The following is a 16105-nucleotide window of genomic DNA, read 5'->3' on the forward strand; positions in this document are numbered from 1 at the left end:
CCACCAGAATCGCGCCGTCCATCTGCGCAGCGCCGGTGATCATGTTCTTCACATAGTCGGCGTGGCCGGGGCAGTCGACATGGGCATAGTGACGAGCGAGGGTCTCGTACTCCACGTGGGCGGTCGCGATGGTAATACCGCGAGCACGCTCCTCGGGGGCGCCGTCGATCTGATCGTAGGCCCGCTTCTCGGCAAGACCCTTCGAGGCCAGCACCGAGGTGATCGCAGCCGTCAAAGTGGTCTTGCCATGGTCGACGTGACCGATGGTCCCGATGTTGACGTGCGGTTTACTGCGTTCGAATTTCGCTTTAGCCATTGGAGTTGTCCTCTCTCAGCCTTTGAAATAGCTCTAAATTCAAAAAATCGCGACGGTAATTAGGCCTTGGCCTTGGCGATGATTTCCTGAGCAACTTGGCTCGGGACCGTCTCGTAGTGATCGAAATGCATGCTGTACGTGGCACGTCCCTGGGTGCGCGAACGCAGGTCGGTGGAGTACCCGAACATATCGGCCAGCGGTACATAAGAGTTGATAATTTGCTGATTGCCTTTGGTGTCCATGCCGAGAATCTGGCCGCGACGGCTGTTCAGATCACCGATGACGTCGCCCATGTAATCATCGGGCACGGTCACCTCTACCTTCATGATGGGCTCAAGCAGAACCGGTTTAGCCTGTTTGCAGCCATCTTTGAAAGCCATAGAGCCGGCAATTTCGAAGGCCTTTTCGTTCGAATCGACATCGTGATAAGAGCCGTCGAACACCGTGACCTTGACGTCGACCACAGGGAAGCCCGCCATTACACCGGAGGTCATCGCACCTTGAATGCCCTTATCGACAGCTGGGACGTACTCGCGGGGAATCACGCCGCCAACAATGCCGTTGACGAACTCGTAGCCTTTGCCCTTTTCCTGGGGCTCGACGTGAAGCCAGCAATGGCCGTATTGGCCGCGACCACCCGACTGGCGCACGAACTTGCCTTCAACCTTGACCGACTCGGTGATGGTTTCGCGGTAGGCAACCTGGGGCTTGCCGACGTTGGCCTCGACCTTGAACTCGCGTCGCATGCGGTCGACGATGATTTCAAGATGCAGCTCACCCATACCAGAGATGATGGTCTGTCCACTCTCTTCATCGGTCCGCACACGGAACGAGGGGTCTTCTTGCGCCAAGCGCTGCAAAGCCAGGCCCATCTTCTCTTGGTCGGCCTTGGTCTTGGGCTCAATGGCAATGTGGATCACGGGCTCGGGGAATTCCATCCGCTCCAGAATGACTGCATGGCTCTCTTCACATAGGGTGTCGCCCGTGGTCGAGTATTTCAAACCAACAGCGGCGCAGATGTCGCCAGCACGGATCTCTTTGATCTCTTCGCGCTTATTGGCGTGCATCTTGAGCAGACGACCAACCCGCTCCTTCTTGTCCTTGGTAGAGTTTAGCATGTAGGAGCCCGCCTCCATGACGCCCGAATAGACGCGCAGGAAGGTCAGCGAACCAACAAAGGGGTCGTTCATAATCTTGAAAGCGAGCGCCGAAAAGGGAGCGTCGTCATCCGAAACGCGGCTGTCGGGGGTCTCCCCATCCATCTTGACCCCTTTAATTGGGGGCACATCGAGGGGCGAGGGCATGTAGTCCACCACTGCGTCGAGCAAGGTTTGGACGCCCTTGTTCTTAAACGCGGTCCCACAGGTCACTGGGACAATAGCGTTGGCGTTGGTGCCCAGACGGATGCAGTGCTTGATCTCGGCCTCGGAAAGTTCCTCACCTTCCAGGTATTTCTCCATGGCGGCCTCGTCGAACTCGGCTACCGCCTCGATCATCGCCTCACGAAATTCTGCTGCTTTCTCGACCAGATCGGCAGGAATCTCGATGACATCAAAGCTCTGCCCTTGGGCAGTCTCGTCATCCCACACGATGGCTTTATTGGTGATCAAATCGACCACACCGCGGAAATGCTCTTCGGCGCCGATGGGAATTTGGATAGGAACGGCGACGGCGTCGAGGCGATCACGAATCTGGTCGACGACGTTGTAGAAGTTGGCGCCAACGCGATCCATCTTGTTGACGAACGCCATGCGGGGAACCTTGTACTTCACCGCCTGACGCCAGACGGTCTCAGACTGAGGCTGAACGCCGCCCACCGAGCAGAACACGGCTACGGCACCATCGAGCACGCGGAGCGAGCGCTCCACTTCGATGGTGAAGTCGACGTGGCCAGGGGTGTCGATGATATTGATGCGGTGATCTTTCCAGCTGCAGGTGGTGGCCGCAGAGGTAATGGTAATCCCGCGTTCTTGCTCCTGCTCCATCCAGTCCATGGTCGCAGCGCCGTCGTGAACCTCGCCGATTTTGTGCGAAATCCCGGTATAGAACAGGATTCGTTCGGTCGTGGTCGTCTTACCGGCATCAATGTGCGCCATGATGCCGATATTGCGGGTTTTTTCGAGAGGTACCGACCTAGCCACGTCTAACTCCAGTTGGAAAGAACGCATCGCCCCCTTGTAGGGGCGCTTGTTTCACTTGATGCCGCCAAAAATCCGGCGGAGGTCTTACCAGCGGTAGTGCGCAAACGCCTTATTGGCGTCGGCCATCCGGTGGGTGTCTTCGCGCTTCTTGATGGTGGCGCCGCGATTTTCGGCGGCATCCATCAGCTCAGCCGCCAAACGCTCACGCATGGTGCGCTCGCCACGACCACGGGCATAACCGACCAACCAGCGCATCGCCAAAGCATTGCGACGATCAGCACGTACTTCGACCGGCACCTGATAGGTGGCGCCGCCGACCCGACGGGACTTCACCTCGACCATCGGCTTGGCATTACCCATCGCCGCCTCAAAAACCTCAAGGGGATCCTTGCTGGTCTTGCGCTCGATGATATCGAATGCCCCGTACAAAATGCTTTCGGCGATCGACTTCTTGCCGTCACGCATAATGACGTTCATGAACTTGGTCACCTGACCCGACCCGAACTTGGGATCAGCCAGAACTTCCCGCTTTTCTGCTCGACGACGACGCGCCACTTGAAACCTCCAACCCTCGATGAACTGGGTAGATTTACTTTAGAACGCCCGCTTATTTGGGCTTCTTGACGCCATACTTCGAACGGCGCTGATTCCGGTCCTTCACCCCAGTGGTATCCAGGGTTCCACGTACGATGTGGTACCGCACGCCGGGAAGATCCTTCACACGACCACCGCGAATCAGCACCACGCTGTGCTCTTGCAGGTTGTGCCCCTCGCCGGGGATGTACGAAGTCACCTCGAAACCGTTGGTCAGCCGCACGCGAGCCACTTTACGAAGCGCCGAGTTGGGCTTCTTGGGGGTCGTGGTGTAAACGCGGGTGCAAACCCCCCGGCGCTGCGGGCAGGCCTGGAGAGCGGGCACCTTGTTTTTCTTCTTGGACGCCTTGCGTTCTTGGCGAACCAATTGGTTGATGGTCGGCATAAATACTTCCTCGAAAACGTGCCATCTCGGGGCTTGTCGCCCAAGCAAAGATGCAAAGGGGCGCGGATGTTAGTCATTCAGGCGGCCACGTCAAGGGCTGTATTCCCCTTTTCGGTTTGGCCGCCAACAGGGGGCAACACGCCCCCCATGACTTAGGCAGGCGCGTCCTCCCCTGCGGATTCAATCGTCGTTTCGATCATGTCGAGTGCGGCGTCCATCGTCGCTTTTTCGGCGTGACTCTGGGCTTCGCGGATCTCCTTGGCCTGATCGCGTCGGGCATAACCGGTCCCTGCAGGGATTAGTCTCCCGACAATCACATTCTCTTTAAGACCACGCAGATGATCGGTCTTGCCGTTCACCGCCGCCTCGGTCAAGACGCGAGTCGTCTCCTGGAAGGAGGCAGCCGAAACGAACGACTCGGTGGTCAGAGCCGCCTTCGTGATCCCAAGGAGGATCGGCTTGCCGGTCGGCAGCAACTTGCCCGCACGTTCGGCCTCCATGACCTCTTTGAGGAAGGTAGTCCGGTCGATCTGTTCACCCGCGATCAGCAAAGACTCGCCCGGATCGGTGACGATGATCTTGCTCATCATCTGCCGGATGATCGTCTCGATGTGTTTGTCATCGATCTTCACACCTTGTACCCGGTAGACCTCCTGAACCTCGCGAACCATGTACTGGGTTAATGCCTCAACACCTAGCGCTTCCAGGATGTCGTGCGAGGAGGGCTCGCCCTCGGTCAAACGGTCGCCCGCCCGAACCTGATCGCCATCCTTCACCAGGATTTGTTTGCCCTTGGGCACCTGGTAGGTATCGACGATCTCGTCGTTCTGAACGACCTGCACCTCGATCTTGCCCTTGGTCTCCTTACCAAACGCCACGGTGCCGTGGGTCAGGGCCAACACCGCATGGTTCTTAGGAATACGGGCTTCGAACAGATCAGTCACCCGCGGCAGACCACCGGTGATGTCCCTGGTCTTGGCCGATTCGCGGGGCAGCTTGCCGATCATGTCACCAGGGGCGATTTCGTCCCCTTCAACCACGGTAAGCACCGTCCCGGGTTGAACCCGGTAGCTGGTCTCCTCCCCACTTTGGGGATTGGTCAGCACGATACGAGGCACGAGCCCCTTGCCGCGGTCGGGATGCTCCGTCACCTGCCGGGTCACCAAACCGGTGGTTTCGTCCCGTTTGTCTTCAAGGGTCAGTCCGGGGACCAAATCCTCGAACCGAACCACACCGCCCACCTCGGAGATCACCGCCTGAGCATGGGGATCCCACGCCGCCAGCTGTTCGCCGGGAGAGACAGAATCGCCCTCTTTACGGTCAAGCAGGGCGCCGTACGGCAGCGGATGCCGCTCGCGTTCGCGCCCTTGCGGATCGCGGATCATCAAGGCAGTCGACCGGTTGAGTACAACCAACTTGCCGTCGCGGTTTTCCACCGCGTGGAGCCCCTCGTACTGCACGGTACCGGCACTCTTCGCTTCGATGCTGGAGCGTTCCACCACACCGGAGGCGGTACCGCCGACGTGGAAGGTCCGCATGGTCAACTGGGTGCCAGGTTCACCGATCGACTGCGCGGCGATGATGCCAATGGCCTCGCCCCGGTTGACCAAGTGGCCACGGGCCAAATCGCGCCCGTAGCACTTGCTGCACACCCCGTGGATCGATTCGCAGGTGACCGGACTACGCACAAAGGCGCGATCAACACCCCGGTCGTCCAGCCGCTCGACCGTATCTTCGTCGAGGACCACCCCCACATCGACCAACACCTCGTCGGTCAGGGGATCGCGAATCTCACCCTGGGTCACACGCCCCAGAACCCGCTCCGACAGCGCCTCGATGACGTCGCCGCCCTCCACCAGCGTGGTGACGGTGATGCCGCGGGTGGTGCCGCAGTCGACCTCGTTGACGATGCAATCCTGGGCGACATCAACCAGACGGCGGGTCAGGTAACCCGAGTTCGCCGTCTTGAGCGCGGTATCGGCCAGACCTTTACGGGCACCGTGGGTCGAGATGAAGTACTGAAGCACCGTCAGACCTTCGCGGAAGTTCGCGTCGATCGGAGTCTCAATGATCGAGCCGTCGGGCTTGGCCATCAGGCCGCGCATACCGGCCAGCTGACGGATCTGGGCCGCCGAACCACGAGCGCCCGAATCGGCCATCATGAAGATCGAGTTAAAGGACTCCGTCTCGGTCTTCTCTCCGGTGTCACTCTCGATGATCTCGTGTTTGAGCCCCTTCATCATCAGGGCCGCCACCTCTTCACCACAGCCGGTCCAGACGTCGACGATCTTGTTGTAACGCTCGCCTGCGGTAATCAGACCCTTGTTGTAGGAGTCGATGACCTGACGGACCTCATCGCGGGCGCGCCCGAGCTCCTTCTCTTTCTCGGGGGGAATGCGCATGTCGTCGACACCGAAGGAGATCCCGGCGCGGCTGGCATTCGAAAACCCGGTTTGGAGCAGACGGTCGGCGAAAATCACGGTCGCCTTGAGCCCCGCGTAGCGGTAGGCGGCGTCGATCAGCTTGCCGATGTCTTTTTTCTTCAGCACCCGGTTGAGCTGCCCGAAGGGGACCTGCGCCGGGAGAATACGCGACAGGAGCGCACGACCGGCGGTGGTCTTTTCGCGGCGACCGCGAATCCGGCACTCGATGGAGGCATGCAACGACACCTGACCGCGGGCGTGGGCAGCCTCGACCTCGTCGGGCGAGGCAAAAACCATCCCCTCGCCTTTGGCGTAGGGACGCTGACGGGTCATGTAGTACAGACCCAGCACGATGTCCTGGGTCGGCACAATCATGGGACGGCCATGAGCCGGCCCAAGAATGTTGTTGCTCGACATCATCAAGACACGGGCCTCAAGCTGCGCCTCAATCGACAGCGGCACGTGGACCGCCATCTGATCGCCGTCGAAGTCGGCGTTGAAGGCGGCGCAGACCAAGGGGTGCAGCTGAATCGCCTTACCCTCGATCAACACCGGCTCGAAGGCCTGAATACCCAAACGGTGCAAGGTCGGGGCGCGGTTAAGCATGATCGGATGCTCGTGGATCACCTCTTCCAGGATCCCCCAAACCTCGTCGATCTCTTGCTCGACCAAACGCTTGGCCGCCTTGATGGTTGAGGCGGTGCCACGCCGCTCCAATTCGGAGTAGATAAAGGGGCGGAAAAGCTCCAGCGCCATCTTTTTAGGCAGACCGCACTGATGCAGCTTGAGCTGAGGCCCCACCACGATGACCGAACGGCCCGAGTAATCGACCCGCTTGCCGAGCAGGTTCTGCCGGAAGCGCCCCTGCTTGCCCTTGAGCATGTCGGAGAGCGACTTCAAGGGGCGACGGTTGGCGCCGGTGATCGTGCGACCGCGTCGGCCGTTGTCGAACAGAGCGTCGACCGACTCCTGAAGCATCCGCTTTTCGTTGCGGACGATGATGTCGGGAGCGTTGAGCTCAAGTAGCCGCTTCAACCGGTTGTTCCGGTTGATGACGCGGCGGTAGAGGTCGTTCAGGTCGGAGGTCGCAAAGCGGCCACCGTCCAGCGGCACCAAGGGGCGCAGATCGGGCGGCAGCACCGGGATGACCTCAAGAATCATCCATTCGGGGCGGTTGCCCGACTGGCGGAAGGCCTCAAGCAGCTTGAGCCGCTTGACCAGCTTGGTCCGCTTGGGGACCGAGCCGGTGTCCTCGATGTCCTGGCGAATGCGGGTCGCCTCAGCCTCCAGGTCGATCTCTTTCAAGAGCTCCCTGATCGCCTCGGCACCCATCATCGCTACGAACTCGTCGCCGTACTCGTCGAGCATCGACTCGTGCTCCTCGACCGTCAGCATTTGCCCCTTGGTCAAGGGGGTCATGCCGGGCTCGACAACCACGAACTTCTCAAAGTAGAGCACCTGCTCCAGGCTCTTGAGGGTGATGTCGAGCGCCAACCCGATACGGGAGGGCAGACTCTTCAAAAACCAGATGTGGGCGACCGGGGCTGCCAGCTCAATGTGGCCCATCCGCTCGCGCCGAACTTTGGCCTGGATGACCTCGACGCCGCACTTTTCGCAGACGATGCCGCGGTGTTTGAGCCGCTTGTACTTACCACAGGTGCACTCGTAATCCTTCACCGGGCCGAAAATCTTGGCGCAGAACAAGCCGTCCCGCTCCGGTTTAAAGGTCCGGTAGTTGATGGTTTCGGGCTTCTTGACCTCCCCGAACGACCAGGAACGGATCGTTTCGGGGCTGGCGAGACCGATGCGAATCGCATCGAAATCGCTGGTCTCTTGAGGACGTTCAATCAAACGGCGGATCTGGTCCAAAGGAACTCCCTCCCGCTGACAGTGGGGACGTTGAACTCGATAAGGGTCTTACCGGGCAGGTCGCTTAGTCGTCGTGACCGATCAACTCTACGTTGAGGGCCAGCGCCTGCATCTCCTTCACCAACACGTTGAAGGACTCGGGGATCCCCGAAACGAAGGTATCGTCCCCTTTGACGATGGCCTCGTACATTTTGGTACGACCGTTCACGTCATCCGACTTGACGGTGAGCATCTCCTGCAAAGTGTACGCGGCGCCATATGCTTCAAGCGCCCACACCTCCATCTCACCGAAACGCTGCCCACCGAACTGCGCCTTACCACCCAGCGGCTGCTGGGTCACCATCGAGTACGGACCGGTCGAACGGGCGTGGATCTTGTCGTCGACCAAATGGTGCAGCTTCAGGACGTACATGTAGCCGACGGTGACGGGGCGGTCGAAGGTCTCGCCGGTTCTGCCGTCGAACAGAGTGCTCTGGCCCGAGGTGGGACGCCCCACCCGCTCCAGCCAACGCTTGATGTGCGATTCCTTGGCTCCGTCGAACACCGGCGAGGCCACGGGCACACCGTGCGAAAGGTTCTGAGCCAGGGTTGCTAGCTCTTGATCGTCCAACGATTCAAGTGCCTCGGCAGCCCCCTTCTCGTCGTAGATTTCCTGGAGCTCTTCGAGCAGCAACCCACGAGCCTTGTCGGACTCCTGCTTGCGCCAATCCTCGTACATGTTGCCGATACGTTGGCCCAGCCCCTTGGCGGCCCAACCCAAGTGGGTTTCGAGGATCTGCCCGACGTTCATACGCGAGGGCACGCCCAGGGGGTTGAGGACGACGTCGACCGATGTGCCGTCGGCCAGGAAAGGCATGTCCTCGATGGGAACGATCTTGGAGATCACACCCTTGTTGCCGTGGCGACCGGCCATTTTATCGCCGACCGACAGCTTGCGTTTGATGGCCACGAACACCTTCACCATCTTAAGCACACCGGCGGGCAGCTCATCGCCCCGCTCCAGCTTCGTGCGCTTGTCGGCAAGCCGCGCCTGGACCCGGTCACGGGCCTTTTGCAGCTGCGCCTTCAAGGCGGCGATGGAGGGGAGAAGCTCAGCGTTTTTGGGCTCGATTTCGAACCACCGGTCGCGGCGCAGTCCGCTCAAGTAGGGGGCTGAGACCTTCTTGCCCTCTTCGAGATTGGGACCGGACAGGGCGGTGCGATTGAGCAACATCCCCTTCATCCGGTCGAAGATGTCCTCTTCGATCACCGCCAGCTCCGCCTTCAAGTCCTTTTCGAACTCGACCAGCTCGGCCTCCATCAAGACCTGGGCCCGCTCATCCTTCTCGGTGCCGCGGCGGGTGAAGACCTTAACGTCGACAACGGTACCGAACTCGCCGGGCCCCATGCGCATGGAGGTATCACGCACGTCGGCGGCCTTCTCGCCGAAAATGGCCCGCAAAAGCTTCTCTTCAGGAGAGATCTGGGTCTCGCCCTTAGGGGTCACCTTGCCAACCAGGATGTCGCCAGGGCCAACCTCGGCGCCGATGTAGACGATGCCGGAGTCATCGAGGTGACGCAGCGCCTCGGCCGAGACGTTGGGGATATCGCGGGTGATCTCCTCAGGGCCGAGTTTGGTATCCCGAGCCATCGTCTCGTACTCCTCGATGTGGATCGAGGTGTAACGATCTTCGGCAACCACTTTTTCGGAGATGAGGATCGAGTCCTCGAAGTTGTAGCCACCCCAGGGCATGAAGGCGACGAGCATGTTCTGCCCGAGGGCCAGTTCGCCCAAGTCGGTCGAGGGGCCATCGGCCACCACGTCGCCCGAATCGACCCGATCACCCACCCGCACAATCGGCTTCTGATTGAAGCAAGTCGATTGGTTGGAGCGGGTGTATTTGTCGAGCAGGTAAATGTCGACGCCGGGCTCATCGCCCTCGAACTCGTCGGCACGCACCACGATGCGGCGAGCATCGACCCGCACCACCACGCCGGGACGGCGGGCGGTCAGGGCTGCACCAGAATCGATGGCGACCAGACGCTCCATGCCGGTTCCGACCAACGGGCGCTCGGCCCGAAGGGTCGGCACCGCCTGGCGCTGCATGTTCGAACCCATCAGGGCGCGGTTGGCGTCATCGTGCTCCAAGAAGGGAATCAAGGAGGCGGCCACCGAGGTGATCTGGCGACTGGAGACGTCCATGTAGGTGATCTGATCGGGGGGATAAAGCCCCGAGTCACCCTTGTAGCGACACATCACCAGGTCCGAAACAAACTGGCCGTTTTCATCGAGGATGGCATTGGCCTGGGCAATGACGTGGGCTTGCTCGTCGATGGCCGACAGGTACTCAACCTCATCGGCCACGCGACCGTCCACCACCTTACGGTAGGGGGTCTCGATGAAGCCGAACTCGTTGACCTTGGCAAAAATGGCCAACGAGTTGATCAGGCCGATGTTTGGACCTTCAGGGGTCTCAATGGGGCACAGACGCCCGTAGTGGGTCGGATGGACGTCGCGCACCTCGAAGCCTGCCCGTTCCCGGTTCAGACCACCGGGGCCCAAGGCCGAGATACGCCGCTTGTGGGTGATTTCGGACAGGGGATTGGTTTGATCCATGAACTGCGACAACTGCGACGAACCGAAGAACTCCCGCACCACCGCCGAGACCTGCTTGGCGTTGATCATGTCGTGCGGCATCAGGGTTTCGAGATCGCCGGTGGTCAGTCGCTCCTTGATGGCCCGGTCCATACGCACCAGACCGGCGCGGAACTGGTTTTCCATCAATTCGCCCACCGAACGGACTCGACGGTTGCCCAGGTGATCGATGTCGTCGACCTCTCCATGACCATCGTGGAGCAGGCAGATCGTGCGCAGCACCTCGACGACGTCTTCTTTATTCAAGACACGTTGGGTCAAGGGGGCGTCCAAACCAAGGCGCGAGTTGATCTTCATCCGCCCCACGATCGACAGATCGTAGCGATCGGCATCGAAGAACAGGCTCTGGAACAAGGGACGGGCCACGTCGAGGGTCGGAGGCTCTCCGGGACGCAACACCCGATAAATCTCGACCAACGCCTCGGGCTCGTTCTCGACGTTGTCGAGGACCAAGGTGTTGCGGATGCTGGCAGTCACCTCGGTGCCGTCGATGGCCAGCACCTGGACTTCGTTGCGGCCCAGCGCCTGAATCTCGGCAATCGCGGTTTCGCTGAGCTTGTCGCCTGCATTGGCGATCACCCGACCGGTATCGGGATCGACCTGATCGAGGGCGAACGACAGCTCCAGGAAGGCCTCGCGGGGAAAGGCGATCTGTTCGATCCCCTTGCGCTTCTGAGCACGGATCATCCCCTTGCTGATCTTCTTGCCGGCGCCAAACACGGTCTCGCCATTGGCCGGATCGAGCAGGGGGAAGGGGAATCGCAGATCCGAAACCAGATCGATCCCACCATGGAGCACCGCCCATTCCTTCTCGACGCGGAAGGTCCAGCGCTCATAGAAGGTGTTGAGGATCTCCTCGTCGCTCATCTCAAGCGCCTTGAGGACGATGGTGGCCGGGATCTTACGGCGACGGTCGATGCGGCAGTGGACGATCCCCTTGGGGTCGAACTCAAAATCGAGCCAGGATCCGCGGTAGGGAATCACGCGGGCGCTATGCAGAACCTTGCCCGAGGCGTGGCTCTTACCCTGGTCGGAATCGAAAAAGACGCCGGGGGAGCGGTGCATCTGAGAGACGATTACCCGCTCGGTACCGTTGATGACAAAGGAGCCGGTCGGGGTCATCAGGGGGATGTCCCCCATATAGACGTCCTGCTCCTTGATGTCCCGGACGCTCTTAACGCCGGTCTCTTCGTTGCGGTCGTAAATAACCAGCCGCAGGGTCACCTTGAGCGGGGCCGAGTAGGTCAGGCCACGCTGCAGGCACTCGCGCAGGTCGAATTTCGGGGGATCGAACCAATAGGAGACGTACTCCAGCGTCGCCTTTTCGGCGTGGTCGGAGATCGGGAAGATCGCACGGAAAACCGCCTCCAACCCCACATCGATGCGCTTGTCTTTGGCACAGTCCATCTGCAGGAAGGAGGCATAAGACTCCCTCTGGATGGCGATCAAATTGGGGGCGGAAATCAGCTCGGCGATGGTGCCGAAATTCTTCCGAATACGCTTGCGTTCGGTCAGGGAGTACCGCATCGGATCTCCTTCTCAAGGCAGGGCGGGGCCTCGGAAATCGAGCATCCTCCGGCGGGTCCGGAGGGCCCTGATACGTGTGGGGGCAGCGTTGGTCCCATGGGGGACCCGACCGTTCCCTCAACGGGATCGCATCGACCCCGGGAACCGTCGATTTTCCGAAACACGAACAGGCCGGGCTCTGTTGAGAGCCCGGCCTGACTCGCTGTGATGCAACAGCCGGAGGCGGCCGGCGCCTCCGGCTTGAACCACATGCTTACTTAACTTCGACTTCGGCGCCGGCCTCTTCGAGCTTCTTCTTGATGTCGGCGGCTTCGTCCTTGGAGGCAGCCTCTTTGACGGGCTTGGGGGCCCCTTCAACCAGGTCCTTAGCCTCTTTCAGGCCCAGACCGGTGATAGCGCGGACAACCTTGATGACCTCGATCTTCTTGGCGCCAGCAGCCTTGAGGATCACGTCGAACTCGGTCTTTTCTTCTTCGACGACGGCAGCGGCGGCGGGGCCGGCAGCGGCCACGGCGACGGGCGCAGCGGCAGAGACGCCGAATTTCTCTTCGAGCTCTTTAACCAACTCGGCCAACTCAAGGACGGTCAAGCCTTCGATGGCGGCAATCAGTTCTTCGCGGGAAATAGCCATGGTGAAACCTCTAGGATCGATGTTCGGGAAAATTCCGATGATGGTTTTGCTGCAAGTCGGCGAAAAAGGCAGCTTAAGCTGCCTCTTCCTGGCGTTTTTCGGCGATGCCATTGAGCACCCGGACGAAACCGGTCGGCACACCATTGAGCACGCGGACGAACCCGGAAACAGGGTTCATCATGGTGCCCAACAGCTTGGCCAACAGCTCCTCGCGGCTCGGCAGCGACGACAGTGCCTTGACGCCGTTTTCGTCGATGGCCTTACCGTCCAGGACGCCGCCGATCACCTTCAGGGGCTCGACACCCTTGGCGGTTTCGGAAACAGCCTTGGCCAGGGCCACCGGCTCAGGGCCCCAAGCGATCCCAACGGGACCACCCAGGAACTGGTCGACATCGGAAAAGCTGGTGTCGGCCGTCGCCCGGCGGATGAGGGTGTTCTTGGCCACACGATAGCTGCCGCCCGCTTCGCGAATCGCGTTACGGAGTTTGTCGGCCTGAGCCACCGTCATGCCGCGGTACTGCACGACCAGGAGGACCGAAGTCTCCTGGAGCGCGCTGTTGAGTTCCGCGACGAGTTGGGCTTTACCCTCTCGATTCATACGCTCACCTCCTCTCTTTGAGAATTGTCGAAACCATGCTCATCGACCCGAGGTGGGCATGTCCGCGAAAAGGCAAATTCCCGAACATGTATCGATTGCCCGTCTCGGCAGGATCCCTTGAAAGGATTTAAGCCTGTCGGCTCCTGCGGTCTTCAACGGTCGTGAGGCAAATGGCACTAACTACAGCATCCAACCCCAGCTGGGGTCGAACGGTTTATTCGATCGAAGCCGGATCGGCGACGATTCCAGGACCCATGGTGCTGGAAACCGCCACCTTCTTCATGTAGGTCCCCTTGGCAGCCGAGGGCTTCAGACGGACCAACTCGTTAATCACCGCCACGGCGTTCTCACGCAGCTTCTCGACATCGAAGGAGGCGCGACCGACGGGGCAGTGGATGATCCCGGCCTTGTCCACCCGGAACTCAACCTGACCGGCTTTAATCGCGATGACCGCCTTCGCCACATCCATGGTCACGGTGCCCAGCTTGGGGTTGGGCATCAAACCACGCGGACCAAGGACCCGGCCGAGCTTACCGACCACACCCATCATATCGGGGGTGGCGACCACGCGGTCGAAGTCGAGCCAGCCTTCGTTCTGAATCTTATCGGCCAGATCGTTGTCGCCGACGTAATCGGCGCCTGCGTTACGAGCATCCTCGGCCTTGGGGCCTTTGGCGAAGACCAGGACGCGGACGGTCTTGCCGGTGCCGTGAGGCAGGGCCACCGAACCGCGGACCATCTGGTCGGCGTGGCGAGGATCGACACTCAGGTTGACGGCGATGTCGATCGACTCGTCGAACTTGGCGTTCGCCAGTTCTTTGGACAGGGCCAGAGCCTCGCTCAAAGGAAGGGGATTCTTACCGACCTTCTCGGCCACTGCGGCAAAACGCTTACTTTTGCGTGCCATGATGTACACCTCTTTCGCTGCGTTCCCAGCCACCCCGATTTCGAGAGGTGGCGCCTTTCGCCTTAAGCGACGACCTCAATCCCCATCGAACGGGCCGAACCCTCAACGGTCCGCATGGCCGCCTCAAGATCGTTGGTGTTCAAGTCGGGCAGCTTCGTCTTAGCGATCTCCTCGACCTGGGCCTTGGTGATCTTGCCGACGTAACCACCCTTACCGGGGGTTTTGGAGCCGCTCTTGAGACCGGCGGCACGCAGCACCAGCAACGGGGCGGGGGGGGTCTTCACGACGAAGGTGAAGGTCCGGTCGGCGAAGGCCGTGATGATGACCGGAACCTTCAGCCCCTCTTCCAGCTTCTGGGTTTGGGCGTTAAAGGCCTTGCAGAACTCCATGATGTTGAGTCCGCGTTGACCGAGGGCAGGACCGATCGGGGGCGAGGGGTTGGCCTTGCCCGCCGGAACCTGCAGCTTGATGTAGCCGATGATCTTCTTTGCCATGGTTCTTTAACCTCTTGGGCCCGCCGTTCGAGCCGGTTCATGTTCGACATCCGGCGCTCATGGCGCCTCGAACTCCACCGTCCGGCGGGGAGACAAAAAAGCGTGGCTTCCCGCCACGCCGGTTGTGCGACCGAATAGGGCTTTTGCCTTACGACTTTTCGACCTGACCAAAATCGAGCTCCACCGGGGTGGGGCGACCAAAGATGGAGACCGCCACCTTGACCTTGCCTTTTTCGGGACTGATCTGCTCGACCACGCCGCTAAAGTTGGCGAAGGGGCCGTCGATCACCCGAACCGACTCGCCGACATCGAAGTTGATCTTGGGACGGGGCTTCTCCTTGCCCTCTTCGATCTGCTGGACGATCCGATCGAGCTCCCGCTTGGTCAACGGCTGGGGACGATCACTGCCGCCCAGAAAGCCGGTGACCCGGGGAACGCTCTTGACCAAATGCCAGGAGGCGTCGTTGAGCTCCATCTCTACCAGGATGTAACCGGGGAAGAACATCCGCTCGGAGGTCTTCTTCACCCCCTTGCGCACCTCCTCGACCTTCTCGACCGGAACCAGGATCTCGCCGAACTGATCCTCCATCCCCTCCCACTTAGCCCGTTCGAGGATGTTGTCCCGCACCTTGCGTTCGAAGGTGGAGTAGGTGTGCACGACGTACCACTGCTTGGCCATGGAGACTTGTCCTCTTTCTCAACCGCCGATAATCAGACCGACCAACCAGGAGGCAGACATGTCGACCAGCCAGAGAAACAAAGACAGCAAAACCACCATGCCGAAAACCATCATGGTGGTCTGAGTCGTCTCTTTGCGACTGGGCCAAACGACCCGCTTGAGTTCCTGCTTGACGTCGGTGAGGTAGCTTCGGAATTCCGCGATTTTGGTCGCCATCTGATACCTCGGCTGGAGGACCCCATCGTCCCGTGGGGCACAGCGTATAAAAATGGCAGGACAGGAGGGGATCGAACCCCCAACCCCCGGTTTTGGAGACCGGTGCTCTACCAGTTGAGCTACTGTCCTACACCTACAAGGTGCCGTCCGGCGACCTTATGAAGCCGCCGAACCGGCATTAAACCTTGTGTTCTTTGTGCACCGTGTGTTTGCGGCAGAAGGGACAATGCTTCTTGAACGACAGCTTGTCCGGAGTCGTCCGCTTGTTCTTGGTGGTGGTGTAATTGCGCTGCTTGCACTCTTCACACTGCAAGCCGACGATGTCACGCATGGCGGTCTACCTTATGGAAGCGGCCCTGAGGGCGGTTTACACCGCCCGTCAGGGCCTCGTTGAACCTGCTACAGGGTTTGATTAGGCGATGATCTTACTGACGACGCCGGCGCCGACGGTACGACCGCCTTCACGAATGGCGAAGCGAAGACCCTCTTCCATCGCGATGGGCGCAATCAGCTCCACCGAAACAGAAACGTTGTCACCCGGAATCACCATCTCTTTGTCGGCGGGCAGCGTTACAACACCCGTCACGTCGGTGGTCCGGAAGTAAAACTGGGGACGATAGCCACCGAAGAACGGGGTATGGCGCCCGCCCTCTTCCTTGCTCAGGATGTAGGCCTCGCCTTCAAACTTGG

At 60.2% G+C, this 16105-nt stretch carries 12 protein-coding genes, 1 tRNA gene and 2 pseudogenes; all 15 read right to left on the reverse strand.

The features are described 5' to 3' along the window. Positions 1-316, reverse strand: a pseudogene (tuf, locus tag AUJ55_11580) (elongation factor Tu). A gap of 59 nt (positions 317-375) precedes the next feature. Continuing rightward, positions 376-2457, reverse strand: coding sequence for a translation elongation factor G (locus tag AUJ55_11585; protein OIO54722.1), 2082 nt, complete (start codon positions 2455-2457; stop codon positions 376-378). 84 nt (positions 2458-2541) lie between these two features. After that, the gene (locus AUJ55_11590) at positions 2542-3012 is read right to left on the reverse strand and encodes a 30S ribosomal protein S7 (GenBank protein OIO54711.1); all 471 of its coding nucleotides are present in this window, start codon (positions 3010-3012) and stop codon (positions 2542-2544) included. Between the two features lie 52 nt (positions 3013-3064). Then, the gene (locus tag AUJ55_11595) at positions 3065-3436 is read right to left on the reverse strand and encodes a 30S ribosomal protein S12 (GenBank protein OIO54712.1); all 372 of its coding nucleotides are present in this window, start codon (positions 3434-3436) and stop codon (positions 3065-3067) included. 152 nt (positions 3437-3588) lie between these two features. After that, positions 3589-7728 carry a DNA-directed RNA polymerase subunit beta' gene (locus AUJ55_11600; GenBank protein OIO54713.1) on the reverse strand — a complete coding sequence of 1380 codons (4140 nt, stop codon included), beginning with the start codon at positions 7726-7728 and terminating at the stop codon, positions 3589-3591. 64 nt (positions 7729-7792) lie between these two features. Further along, positions 7793-11890: a DNA-directed RNA polymerase subunit beta gene (locus tag AUJ55_11605; GenBank protein OIO54714.1), complete on the reverse strand. Its 4098-nt coding sequence runs from the start codon at positions 11888-11890 to the stop codon at positions 7793-7795. A 253-nt stretch (positions 11891-12143) separates the two neighbouring features. Continuing rightward, complete coding sequence (locus AUJ55_11610) at positions 12144-12521, reverse strand: 50S ribosomal protein L7/L12 (GenBank protein ID OIO54715.1); 378 nt, start codon at positions 12519-12521, stop codon at positions 12144-12146. Between the two features lie 73 nt (positions 12522-12594). Further along, entirely contained in the window at positions 12595-13119 is a 525-nt protein-coding gene (locus tag AUJ55_11615; protein OIO54716.1) for a 50S ribosomal protein L10, read from the reverse strand. Between the two features lie 214 nt (positions 13120-13333). Continuing rightward, a complete protein-coding gene (locus tag AUJ55_11620) occupies positions 13334-14026 on the reverse strand; it encodes a 50S ribosomal protein L1 (GenBank protein ID OIO54717.1) in 693 nt (230 codons plus the stop codon). A gap of 62 nt (positions 14027-14088) precedes the next feature. Beyond that, positions 14089-14520, reverse strand: coding sequence for a 50S ribosomal protein L11 (locus AUJ55_11625; protein OIO54718.1), 432 nt, complete (start codon positions 14518-14520; stop codon positions 14089-14091). Between the two features lie 148 nt (positions 14521-14668). Then, positions 14669-15199 carry a transcription termination/antitermination factor NusG gene (locus AUJ55_11630; protein ID OIO54719.1) on the reverse strand — a complete coding sequence of 177 codons (531 nt, stop codon included), beginning with the start codon at positions 15197-15199 and terminating at the stop codon, positions 14669-14671. A gap of 18 nt (positions 15200-15217) precedes the next feature. Further along, positions 15218-15415 carry a preprotein translocase subunit SecE gene (locus tag AUJ55_11635; GenBank protein OIO54720.1) on the reverse strand — a complete coding sequence of 66 codons (198 nt, stop codon included), beginning with the start codon at positions 15413-15415 and terminating at the stop codon, positions 15218-15220. A 53-nt stretch (positions 15416-15468) separates the two neighbouring features. Further along, positions 15469-15544 (reverse strand) — tRNA-Trp (locus AUJ55_11640). Between the two features lie 49 nt (positions 15545-15593). Then, the gene (locus AUJ55_11645; protein ID OIO54721.1) at positions 15594-15746 is read right to left on the reverse strand and encodes a 50S ribosomal protein L33; all 153 of its coding nucleotides are present in this window, start codon (positions 15744-15746) and stop codon (positions 15594-15596) included. Positions 15747-15827: 81 nt separating this feature from the next. Next, positions 15828-16105: pseudogene (tuf, locus tag AUJ55_11650) on the reverse strand (elongation factor Tu).

The sequence above is a fragment of the Proteobacteria bacterium CG1_02_64_396 genome, from assembly GCA_001872725.1.
Taxonomy (GTDB): domain Bacteria; phylum Pseudomonadota; class MNWR01; order CG1-02-64-396; family CG1-02-64-396; genus CG1-02-64-396.